The sequence below is a fragment of the Vibrio fluvialis genome (assembly GCF_900460245.1).
Classification (GTDB): Bacteria; Pseudomonadota; Gammaproteobacteria; order Enterobacterales; family Vibrionaceae; genus Vibrio; species Vibrio fluvialis.
Genome location: NZ_UHIP01000001.1, coordinates 3,036,371 through 3,047,612 on the forward strand (window position 1 = coordinate 3,036,371; position 11,242 = coordinate 3,047,612).

Annotated in this window: 11 protein-coding genes; 6 read left to right on the top strand and 5 right to left on the bottom strand. The window is 52.7% G+C overall.

The annotated features are described in order from the left end of the window. Window positions 1–61: 61 nt before the first annotated feature. The 3 genes from DYA43_RS14340 to DYA43_RS14350 all read left to right on the top strand — a co-directional run bounded on the left by DYA43_RS14340 (window position 62) and on the right by DYA43_RS14350 (window position 3,691). The gene (locus DYA43_RS14340) at window positions 62–2,353 is read left to right on the top strand and encodes a sensor domain-containing protein (protein ID WP_061057074.1); all 2,292 of its coding nucleotides are present in this window, start codon (window positions 62–64) and stop codon (window positions 2,351–2,353) included. Between the two features lie 64 nt (window positions 2,354–2,417). Then, window positions 2,418–3,206: a class I SAM-dependent methyltransferase gene (locus DYA43_RS14345; protein WP_061057075.1), complete on the top strand. Its 789-nt coding sequence runs from the start codon at window positions 2,418–2,420 to the stop codon at window positions 3,204–3,206. A 77-nt stretch (window positions 3,207–3,283) separates the two neighbouring features. Further along, the gene (locus tag DYA43_RS14350; protein ID WP_055452940.1) at window positions 3,284–3,691 is read left to right on the top strand and encodes a hypothetical protein; all 408 of its coding nucleotides are present in this window, start codon (window positions 3,284–3,286) and stop codon (window positions 3,689–3,691) included. A gap of 53 nt (window positions 3,692–3,744) precedes the next feature. On the opposite strand, the gene DYA43_RS14355 is transcribed toward DYA43_RS14350, so the two are convergent. Both DYA43_RS14355 and uspA read right to left on the bottom strand, forming a co-directional pair. Further along, on the bottom strand, window positions 3,745–4,629 hold the full coding sequence (locus DYA43_RS14355) for a carboxylate/amino acid/amine transporter (RefSeq protein WP_061057076.1): 885 nt from the start codon (window positions 4,627–4,629) through the stop codon (window positions 3,745–3,747). 56 nt (window positions 4,630–4,685) lie between these two features. Beyond that, the gene (uspA, locus tag DYA43_RS14360; protein WP_020331882.1) at window positions 4,686–5,111 is read right to left on the bottom strand and encodes a universal stress protein UspA; all 426 of its coding nucleotides are present in this window, start codon (window positions 5,109–5,111) and stop codon (window positions 4,686–4,688) included. Between the two features lie 163 nt (window positions 5,112–5,274). Here uspA and ftnA point away from each other — a divergent pair, with 163 nt between their 5' ends. The 3 genes from ftnA to DYA43_RS14375 all read left to right on the top strand — a co-directional run bounded on the left by ftnA (window position 5,275) and on the right by DYA43_RS14375 (window position 7,492). Beyond that, window positions 5,275–5,802, top strand: a complete 528-nt coding sequence (gene ftnA, locus DYA43_RS14365) for a non-heme ferritin (RefSeq protein ID WP_020331883.1) — start codon at window positions 5,275–5,277, stop codon at window positions 5,800–5,802. A 74-nt stretch (window positions 5,803–5,876) separates the two neighbouring features. Further along, window positions 5,877–6,200, top strand: coding sequence for a universal stress protein UspB (gene uspB, locus DYA43_RS14370; RefSeq protein WP_020331884.1), 324 nt, complete (start codon window positions 5,877–5,879; stop codon window positions 6,198–6,200). Between the two features lie 104 nt (window positions 6,201–6,304). Further along, window positions 6,305–7,492, top strand: a complete 1,188-nt coding sequence (locus DYA43_RS14375; protein ID WP_032082399.1) for a BaiN/RdsA family NAD(P)/FAD-dependent oxidoreductase — start codon at window positions 6,305–6,307, stop codon at window positions 7,490–7,492. 73 nt (window positions 7,493–7,565) lie between these two features. Here the strand turns inward: DYA43_RS14375 and araH are convergent, their stop codons facing one another. From araH to DYA43_RS14390, 3 genes are read right to left on the bottom strand one after another with little or no spacing between them, the layout of a single operon-like run. Further along, window positions 7,566–8,552: an L-arabinose ABC transporter permease AraH gene (gene araH / locus DYA43_RS14380; RefSeq protein ID WP_020331887.1), complete on the bottom strand. Its 987-nt coding sequence runs from the start codon at window positions 8,550–8,552 to the stop codon at window positions 7,566–7,568. 18 nt (window positions 8,553–8,570) lie between these two features. Next, window positions 8,571–10,085 (bottom strand): L-arabinose ABC transporter ATP-binding protein AraG, encoded by a 1,515-nt coding sequence (gene araG / locus DYA43_RS14385; protein WP_061057077.1) that lies wholly within the window; start codon window positions 10,083–10,085, stop codon window positions 8,571–8,573. A gap of 60 nt (window positions 10,086–10,145) precedes the next feature. Continuing rightward, on the bottom strand, window positions 10,146–11,147 hold the full coding sequence (locus tag DYA43_RS14390; RefSeq protein WP_020331889.1) for an arabinose ABC transporter substrate-binding protein: 1,002 nt from the start codon (window positions 11,145–11,147) through the stop codon (window positions 10,146–10,148). Window positions 11,148–11,242: the final 95 nt, after the last annotated feature.

An 11,242-nucleotide genomic window follows, 5' to 3' on the forward strand; every position in this document is an offset into this window, starting at 1 on the left:
GCGGATATTCTCTGATATCGAGTGATATCATTAATCATCGACTCTGCCAAGGAATCCGTTTGTGGCTCGCTTATCTTTCTTAATGCAATCGTTATTACTGAGCCTGACGGGCATTTTCCCCGTATTCGCCGCTTCGCTCTCGATCTCAGACACAGAGTCACTCCTAGGACCGGATTTTGGCTTGAGCAATCACCAGCATTGGGATCTGGCTGGTGTACTCCTCATTCTGCTGTTTTTCTCTGTGGTGATCGCGCTGCTGCTTTACTATGTGCTGCGTCTGCGCAGCAGTGAGCGCTTGAGCCGCGATAACCAGATTCTGCTCGAATCGGTGTTTGAGCAGAGCAATCACTACATCGGCATTCTTGACCATTCGGGGCGCCTGATTTCCTGCAACCACAAGTTTCAAGAACTGTTTTATCGCCAGGGGATGAACCTGGAGCTGCCCCTGTGGACACACCCTCACTGGGAAGATGCCTCGGCGCAGCGCATTAAAGAGTATTTTGAAGAAGTGTCGACTCAGCCGCGTCAGTTTGAGGCGGAAATCTGGCACGCAGAGCAAGGCTCTATGATGCTTGAATGGGCGTTCAAACCGATGCTGACCGTGCCGGGTGTACCTATTCAATATTTGTGTGAGGGGCAGGACATTACCTGGCGAAAAATCACCGAAGACAAATTGTTTCAGCGTGAAGCCAGCCTCAGCCACTACTACGATTTGCAACCTGTGATGATGCTGACATTGGATGAACAGAACCGCATTCAGCAGGTGAACCGTTTTGCCGAGCAGTTGCTTGGTTTTCAGGCATCACAACTGCTTGGCCATCCCCTCAGCGACTTTTATCTCAGCGAGCTGGCACTCAGCGCGCGTCAGGTTCTGCTACAACCTAATCAGTCACTGCAAGGCATCTGGCAGCGCGAAATTGAATATCGCCACGCGGATGGGCGTGCCATCTGGGTGCGTGAGAACATTCGTGCGCTGGTAGAAACGGGTCATCTGCTGATTGTCGGCGAGGATGTTACAGAGACCCGGCAATTGGCCGACAAACTGGCGTATCAGGCCAAATACGATATGCTGACCAACACCTTCAACCGCAACCAGTTTGAACTCGAACTGGCGCAGGCATTGCAGGAAACCGCCACCGAGCTGCGTACCCACGCCATGTTGTATCTCGATCTCGACCAGTTGAAAGTGCTCAATGATACCGCCGGTCACGATGCGGGTGATGGCGCTATTCAGTTCTGCGCCAGCATGCTCGAAGAGGTACTGCCGTATAACGCGGTGCTGGCTCGAATGGGCGGTGATGAGTTTGCCATTCTGCTTAAAGACTGCACAGAGCGGGATGCGATTCAGGTGGCGAAAACCATCGTCGCGACCATGGCGGAGCATGCGTTCTGGTGGGAGGAGATTCGCCTCAATCTGACCTGTTCGATAGGTATTCGCCTGATCGACCACACCGCAACCTCACCGCAAATGGTCCATGCGCAGGCAGACACGGCTTGCCATGCCGCTAAAGAAGAGGGACGCAACCGCTATAACTTGTATCGCCAGGACGATGCGGACCTGCGCCGCCGCGAGCTGGAGATGGAGAGCGTTAACCTGGTACACGATGCGCTGGCCAAAGAGCGGGTTGAACTGTTTGCCCAGCAAATACTGGCGCTCAATGCCGATGAGCCAGGCATGCACTTTGAGATTCTGGTGCGGATCAAAAACGCCGACGGCGAGTACGTATCACCGGGGATTTTTGTGCCCGCTTCAGAGCGCTATAACGTGGCGCATTTGCTGGACAAACAGGTGGTGGAGCAGACGCTGCGCTGGTTTGAAACACGCCCACAGGCACTGGCTTGTCTGGGTTTGTGCTCGATTAACCTCTCAGGCCACTCGATGGGGAACGCAGAATTCATCGATAACCTGATCGCGCGCCTGCAAAGCAGCTGCGTGCCATGCAGCAAAATCTGTTTTGAGATCACGGAAACCGCCGCGATGCGAAACCTCAATCAGGCCATTGCTCTGTTCAGTCGCCTGAAAGAGCTCGGTTGCCGAATCGCCTTGGATGACTTTGGCTCTGGGCTGTCATCATTCGGTTACCTGAAGAAGCTGCCGATCGATATCGTCAAAATCGACGGCCTGTTTGTCCGCGACATTGATGTGAATGAGATGGATCATCTGATGGTACGTTCGATTCACGATCTGGCGCGTCAGATGGGCAAGCAAACCGTGGCCGAGTTTGTCGAAAACGACGCGATTTTGCAGCGCCTGCGAGAGATAGGCGTTCACTTTGCGCAGGGTTATCAGATTGGTAAACCACAGCCGATTGACGAGCTGGTTGAACAATTTCTGACCGCACAGAAGGCTTAGCCGCCACGCGTAAAATCGGCTACACTGGCGGCCGATTTGACCCCTCGATTCTGGAGTGAGACCTTTGCAGCTACAACTGATTTGTGAAGTCCGCGAACGTGCTGAAGAACTGCAACGTATCGCCAAGCGCTGGCATTTAAGCCACGATGCCAGCAGTCCGTTTGCGCTGGTACTGACGGCGGAGCGCTTAGAGCTACGTAAAACCGATGAGCCGAAACTCGGAGCGATTTACGTCGACTGGGTCAGCGGTGCCGTGGCGCATCGCCGTAAATTCGGTGGCGGTAAAGGTCAGGCAATCGCCAAAGCAGCAGGGCTGAACAAAGGTGTGACGCCAACCGTGCTGGATGGCACAGCAGGTCTTGGCCGCGATGCGTTTGTGCTGGCGTCATTGGGCTGCAAAGTGCAGATGGTGGAGCGTCACCCGGTGGTCGCAGCTTTGCTGGACGATGGCCTGATGCGCGCCAAACTGGATGCAGAAATCGGCCCGTGGGTCAGTGAGCGCGTGACGTTGCTGCACGCCTCGAGCCACTCTGCGCTGCAACAGTTGGCGCAAGACGCCGCCTTTGAACGCCCGGATGTGGTCTACCTCGATCCTATGTATCCACACCCGGAAAACAAAAAGAAAAGTGCGCTGGTCAAAAAAGAGATGCGCGTATTTCAATCCTTGGTCGGGGCAGATAACGATGCAGATAGCCTGCTGGCGCCGGCTTTACGGCTGGCGACCAAACGCGTGGTGGTAAAACGTCCGGACTACGCTGAATGGCTGGATGAACATAAACCGAGCATGGCGATCGAAACCAAGAAGAACCGCTTTGACGTATACGTGATTGCGGCGATGGGCGACAGCCACTAAAACATCACTTGCGTTTCCGTTGGCCTGCGGTTATATCTGATTAAGAATTATTATTATTCTTAGCTGGAGCCTCTACCATGACGAAACGTTTGTGTAAGTTAAATCGTCGTGACATCACCTCATCCTTGGGTGAGATTCATCGTCTTGTCGCGCAGCCGGCCTTTATGTGCCGTTCATGTGCGCGTTCATCGGCAGACAAAAATGCGCTGTGTAAACCGGAAGCTCTGCCAAAGATGAAGAGTAAAGGTAACGCCAAGTTGGCGCTGAACGTGGGGCAATCGCGCAGTAAGTCAGCTGAAAAAGCGGCGCTGAAACTGGCGAAGAAGACGCTGAAAAAGCAGAAAAAATATCAGAAGAAGCTGGCTAAGGTGCTCAAACAGCAACAGAAAATGATGAAAAAACAGCAGGCGCTGCAAGCCAAGTTCAATGCACTCAATCCGAGTGTGGTGTTGCCCGAAGCGGGCATCATGGCGCAGATGCACTGATTCGAATTCAACAAAAAGCCCACCATTCGGTGGGCTTTTTTATCGTATAGAGATTACTGCTCGGAAGCGCGGTAGCTCAGTTCCACGCGGCGCTTCACCCAGGTTTCGTTGACCCACAACGACAGCAGGATCACCAGCCCGCCGAGAGACAAACGCGCCAGGTCGACATCGCGGTTCCAGATCAGAATATTGACCACCAGACCCGCCGGTACCAGCACATTGTTCATGATCGCCAGCGCGCCAGCGTTGACCATGCACGCACCTTTGTTCCAGGCAAAATAGCCAAAGCCAGAGGCAATCACACCGAGGTAAATTAAAATGCTCCATTGCACCGAGGTGGTTGGCAGCTTGCCAGGGTTGCCCAGCAGCAGGAATGCGACCGTCGCAACCACCAGCGCGCCAAGATAGAAGTAACCAAACACGGTGTGTTGTGGCAGCTCAACGGTTTCCCGTTCCATCACGTATTTATAGCCGACCTGACCGATGGCAAAGCAGAGGTTCGCCCCTTGAACCACCATAAAGCCGAGGAAGAAGTTTTCGTTAATGCCGGCAAATTTGATCACCGCCGCGCCCGCCACCGCAATCACTGCTGTGACCAGATACCATGGCGAGAAACGTCCTTTGAGCATGTCATAAATCAGGGTGACATAAATCGGCGTAAAGATGGTGAACAGCAGCACTTCCGGTACGGAGAGCAGCAAGAACGACTGATAATAGAAGCAGTACATCAAGCCAAGCTGAATTCCGCCAATCGCCATCAGTTTGCCGATCAGCTTACCGGGTACTTGTTTGAATTTAAGAAATGGCAGGAAAACGATACTGGCCAATGCCACGCGCATCAGTACAGAAAACCAAGAATCAACCTGACCGGCAAGATAAACGCCGATCAGGCTGAATGAGAAGGCCCAAAGTAGGGTGACTGCAGATAAATAAATCATAACGAGAATGGTTTAATGAAAAATTACCTGCAGTCTAACTGAGTTTTTCTTCGCCGTCAGTCGTTGAGTGGTACAACCAACATGTCGACAGGTGAGCAATTAATAAGCTGACGGGTTGAGGACAGCAATTTGCTCCAGAAATCCTGATGGTGACCACACACGACCAAGTCAATGTTGAACTCATTGATGGTGTCACACAGTTCATTACTCAGATCGCCACTGCCCACCAGGGTGTGTTTGATTGGGTAGTTTGCGTAGTTCGCCAGATCCTGCAGTTGTTTCTGGGACGCTTCCATCGCGTGGTGCTGAGTCTCCGCCAGATTGATGTCGATCAGCCCGGTGTAAAGCTCGGCATAATTCACATCAATATGAATAAAAGAGATCTCCGCATTCAGAGGCTTAGCCAGCGCAACCGCTTTGTCGATCAAAAGTTTGCTGTCTTCTGAGAGATCGACGGCAACTAAAATGTGTTGATAACTCATAATGCTATCTCCTTGTAGGTGACTAACTACAGATTAGCACCTCGCTCAGAAGTTTTTTGCCGTCGCGATCAAATATCCATCGCGAGCGGACAAGGTGTTCTAACAATAGCCAGCGAACATGTTATAGTGGCATCAGTGATTTATGATGAATTAGGAGCCTTCGATGCTATCGCAAGCTATGGTCGATCAACTGAATGATCAAATTAATCTCGAATTTTTTTCATCCAATCTATACTTACAAATGAGTGCTTGGTGTGAAGACAAAGGATTTGATGGTGCCGCAGAGTTTTTACGTTCTCATGCCGTAGAAGAGATGCAGCACATGCAACGTCTGTTTACGTATGTTAGTGAGACGGGCTCAATGCCAATCCTGGGTGCGATCGCAGCGCCAAAACACGATTTCGCAAGCTTAGGCGAAGTATTCCGCGAAACGTATGAACATGAGCAGATGATTACGCAGAAAATCAACAAGCTGGCTCATCTGGCGTTCACATCTCAAGACTACTCAACATTTAACTTCCTTCAGTGGTACGTTGCGGAGCAACATGAAGAAGAGAAGTTGTTTAAAGGGATTTTAGATAAGCTGGAGCTTGTCGGCGAAGATGGTAAGGCGTTGTTCTTCATCGATAAAGACCTGGCAGCATTGGCAAAAGCAGGCTCATCTTCGGTAATGGATGCCCCCGCTGAGTAACCTCAGCAAAAAGACCAATTGAAGCGATCGTCTTTTTCTCTGGGCATTCTTACACAAGATGTAGGGAGGAAAAGATGATCAGTGGAGATACCATTCTATTAGCGCTAATGATCGTAACCGGTGTGAACGTGCTCCGTTACCTCACCGCATTACGCTCTCTCATCTACATCATGCGCGAAGCTCACCCCTTGCTCTATCAGCAAGTTGACGGCGGTGGCTTTTTTACCACCCATGGTAATATGACCAAACAGGTGCGCTTGTACCACTACATCAAAAGCAAAGAGTATCACCACCATCACGACCCGGTGTTTACCGGTAAGTGCGACCGCGTGCGTGAGCTGTTTATCCTCTCGACTTCACTGGTCGTACTGACGACGGTAGCAGCCTTTATGCTGTGACAAGTGGTCAATTGGCAAGCGGTGTTTTTACCGTTAGAATACCGCCCCGAGTGAGTAAGGATGTGCGCTGCACATCCTTTTTTATTGCAGTTGAGTGAGCCGAGATGAGTGAAAAAGTCGATGTTGTCGTGATTGGGGCGGGTGCCGCAGGCCTGATGTGTGCCGCTGAAGCAGGTAAGCGTGGCCGCAAAGTGCTTATTATCGATCACGCCAAAAAACCGGGACGTAAAATACTCATCTCTGGCGGCGGCCGTTGTAACTTCACTAACTACGATGTGTCGGCAGCCAACTACCTGTGTGGCAACCCGCACTTCGTCAAGTCTGCGCTGTCGCAGTACACCAACTGGGATTTCATCGCCATGGTCGGCAAGTACGGCATTGCGTACGAAGAGCGTGACCATGGACAGCTATTCTGTCTCGATTCGGCCAAAGATATCGTCAACATGCTGCTGGCCGAGTGCGATCAGCCGACCATTCGCCAGCGCTATCAGGTGGAAACGCTGGAGATCGCCAAAACCGAGCAGGGCTTTAGCCTCAAAACTTCAGCCGGCGATATTGAATGCCAGTCGCTGGTGGTGGCAACCGGTGGCTTGTCGATGCCCAAACTTGGCGCGACGCCATTTGGTTACAAAATTGCTGAGCAGTTTGGTTTACCCGTACACGCGACCACGGCGGGCTTGGTGCCGTTTACGCTGCATGTGGAAGACAAAGACGCGCTGGCTGAATTGTCGGGCATCGCGGTGCCGTCCGAAATTCAGGCCGAGTGTGGCAAGGTGTTTAAAGAAGCGCTGCTGTTTACCCATCGCGGCTTATCCGGCCCGGCGGTGTTGCAGATTTCCTCTTACTGGAAACCCGGTCAGGCGGTGACCATCAATCTGGTGCCGGACGTGGATATCGATGAGCTGCTGACCCGTTCGCGTGAAAAACACCCGAATCAAAGCCTGAAAAATACCCTGGCACGCGTGCTGCCGAAACGCTTGGTGGAAGTGCTGATCGAGCGCAAACTGCTGAGCGACAAACCGCTCAAACAACTCAACCCGAAAGAGCTGAGCGCCGTATCCGAGACGCTGCAACAGTGGCGCATTGTACCCAACGGCACCGAAGGCTACCGCACCGCAGAAGTGACGCTGGGTGGCGTCGACACCGACTCGCTCTCATCGAAAACCATGGAGTGCAAAACCGTGCCGGGGCTTTATTTTGTCGGTGAAGTGATGGACGTGACTGGTTGGCTCGGCGGCTACAACTTCCAGTGGGCGTGGTCGAGCGGTTACGTGGCGGGACAGTGGGTATAGCGGGTCGAATTCATTTCATAAAAAAGCTCTCTTATTTGTGGGAAATAAGAGAGCAAGTAACCGATGAATTGGCTTAACGTGATTTTTGTTTGTAGCGGTCAAAAATAACGGCAGCCAGCAAGATTGCACCACGGACGACGTACTGTGCAAAAGGTGACATGTTCAATAGGTTCATGGCATTTTCCACGGTGCCGAGAATCAGCACCCCGGCAATGACATAAGAGACTTTACCAATCCCGCCTTTGAGCGACACACCGCCCAACACACAGGCGGAGATCACCACCAGTTCAAAACCGACCGACGTCATGGGCTGACCACTGGTCATCCGCGCCGCCAGAATTACCCCCGCCAACGCTGAGATAAATCCTGAGATGGTGAAAATCAGCATCTTGGTTTTAACCACATTCACGCCGGCCAGACGCGCTGCTTCTTCGTTGCCACCGATGGCCAGAGTGTTGCGACCATACACGGTGCGGTTGAGCAGGAAGGCAAACACGGCAAACGTCACGATGGTCAGCCACACCGGGGTCGGAATGCCAAGCAGCGACGAGTTACCCAAGGTAAAGAAGCTTTCTTCCGTGATGCCGACTGCTTTACCATCGGAGATGATGTAACCGAGGCCACGGGCAATCTGCATGGTCGCCAGAGTGGTAATCAGCGCGTTGATTTGCAGTTTGGCAATCACAAAGCCATTCAGCAGGCCAAACAGCACGCCCGACAACAGGCCGGCACCAATGCCCAGTACGACACTGCTGGTGGCGTTGATCGCTACCGCGGTCACGACGCCGGAGCAGGCGATGACGGAAGCGACGGAGAGGTCGAGGTCGCCACAGGCAAGGCAGAACAGCATCGCACACGCCACCATACCGCTCATGGAGATGGCCAGACCAAGACCTTTCATGTTCACAAAGGTCGCGAAGTAGGGCACGAACAGGCAGCACAGCAGAAACAAGCCAGCAAACACCATCAGCATGCCGAAACGATCCCAGATCTGGGCGAAGTTAAACCCGCCAGACTTCTGTTCGGAATTAACCATTTTGGTAGAACTTGATAGAGACATAGTGATATTCCTTCATTCTTAAGCTGCGGCTTGTTCTTGGCCCAGCATAGCGAGGCGAAGTGCAGTCTGTTCTTTAAATTCGTCGCGTTGGAGCTCTCCGGAAATCGCGCCGTCTTTCATCACCAACAGGCGATCGGAGATGCCCAGCACTTCCGGCAGATCGCTCGATACCACCAGCACGGTGACGCCGTTCTCGGCCAGCTTAAAGATCAGTTCGTAGATTTCCGATTTGGCGCCGACATCAATGCCACGGGTGGGTTCATCGAGCAGAATGACGCTCATATCGGTGGAGAGCCAGCGACCGAGAATGACTTTTTGCTGGTTTCCGCCTGAGAGTTTGCCGATGGGCTGATCCAGCGAAGCGGTCTTGACGTTGAGTGCCTGACGTTGAGTGTCGGCGTTTTTCGCTTCCCAGCCAAAATCGATCAGGCCACCGAGTTTCAGGTGCCACGGACGTGCACTGATGTTGGTGTTTTCCGCCACCGACATGATCGGCACGATGCCGTCGGCTTTGCGATCTTCCGGGCACAAGGTAATGCCTGCTTTGATGGCGTCGCCCGGCTTACGCACATTAATGTTGACGTCATGCAGGTACAGCTCGCCAGCGGTGCGTTTCTCCGCGCCGAAAATCAGTCGGGTCAGTTCGGTACGCCCGGCGCCAACCAGACCAAACAAGCCGAGAATCTCGCCCTGACGAATATCGAGTGAGACGGGCGCCGTCAGTCCGGGGCCTTCAAAATTTTCCAATCGCAGACCACTTAAACCAAGCTCACGTGAACGGTAGTTATAGATGTCGCTGATTTCGCGTCCGACCATCAGTTCAACCAGGCGATCGTGGGTCAGTTGCGACAGGTCATCAAACGTCTGCACATGAGTGCCGTCTTTAAAAATGGTGATCGCATCGCACAGGTTAAAAATCTCTTCCATGCGGTGCGAGACATACAGAATGATTTTGCCGTCATCGCGCAACTCGCGAATGACTTTGAACAGGTTTTGAATTTCACGTTGTGACAGGCTGCTGGTCGGCTCATCAAACGCGATGATTTGCGCGTTGCGGCTCAGCGCCTTGGCGATTTCGACCATCTGCCATTGGCCGATGGAAAACTCTTTCAGCGGGCGTGATGGATCAAAATCTTCGCCCAGACGCAGCAACTGTTCGCGCGCCTGACGATTGAGGGTTTCGGTATCCACGCTGCCGTTTTTGGTCGGCAGCTGACCGAGATAAATATTTTCCGCCACGCTCAGTTCAGGCACCAGATTGAGTTCCTGATAGATGATGGCAATGCCTTGTGTCAGCGCATCTGTGGTGCCGGATAATGACAGCTCCTGGCCGTCAATCGCAATGTGACCTTCCGTTGGCTGGTGTAGCCCGCTTAAGGTTTTGAGTAGCGTCGATTTACCTGCACCGTTCTCGCCCATCAGAGCATGAATACTACCTGCGTTGGCGCGAAAGCTGATGTTACTCAGCGCCTTAACACCGGGAAAGTGCTTTGAAATGTTGCGAAACTCGAGGTAAGAGGGGGACATCGCCATAACATTCTCTCCGTTCCAATAACGGGTGGCAGCGTAAAAGGACTGCCACCCCAACCGGACTTACAGTCCTTTTTTCTCCAGTTCTTTTTTGAAGTTGTCGCGGGTGATCAGGACAACGTCGGTCACTTCAACAAACTTGTTCGGTTCCACACCGTCTTTCACCCATTTGTACAGGGACTCAATCGATTTGTAGCCGTGTACGTCCGGGCTTGGCAACAGCGAGCCGTAGAAGCCGGTCGCTTGTGATTTCGCCAGTTCGTTGACCGCGTCCACGCCGTTGATACCAATGCCGATCACTTTGTCAGCGGCAAAGCCTTGGCCTTCTGTGGCGCGAATGCCACCTAATACGGTGTTGTCGTTCATGCCAACCACCAGCCACTGTTTCACGCCAGGGTATTGCACCAGCAGGGAGTTGGCGGCATCCAATGCCCCTGGAATGTCGTTGGTTTTAGTGGGTACGCGATAGATTTGGTTGGCTGGGAAGCCGGCGGTTTTCAGCGCTTTGATTGAGCCGTCCACACGGCGGCGTGCGGTATCCAGTTCATCGGCGGTAATCGCCATCACGCCGGTAGTGGCGACATCAAAGCCGCGTTTTTGCATTTCGGTGTACAGCTCCTGGCCCTGACGTTCGCCAATCGCGCTGGCTGCCATCATCACCAGCGGTACGTCTTTCATCGGCTCGCCTTTGGCGTTGAGGAACTGGTCATCGACGGTGATGACTTTCAAATCATAGCTTTTGGCTTTGGCCATGATGGCAGGACCCAATTTCGGGTCGGGGGTGCAGATCACAAAGCCTTTGGCGCCACTGGCGGCCAGAGTGTCGATCGCGTTCAGGGTTTTCTCACCATCAGGCACGGCCATTTTGATCACTTCAAAGCCCATGTCCTTGCCGGCTTTTTCTGCAAATGACCACTCAGTCTGGAACCATGGTTCTTCTGGCTGTTTGACCAGATAGCCCAGTTTCAGGGTGTCGTCACTGGATCCAAAAAAAGCGTTGGCAGAAGCACTGAGCAGCGTCAGCCCGGAGAGGGCTGCGGTCGAGAGTAAGGTTTTTAGTTTCATTGTTATTCCATCCGCTGGTAGGGGGTTGTTTCGCTATCCATATTTGTTGATTCGATGTTGGGTTGAAGTGACCAAAATCACACCAAAAAATTGTA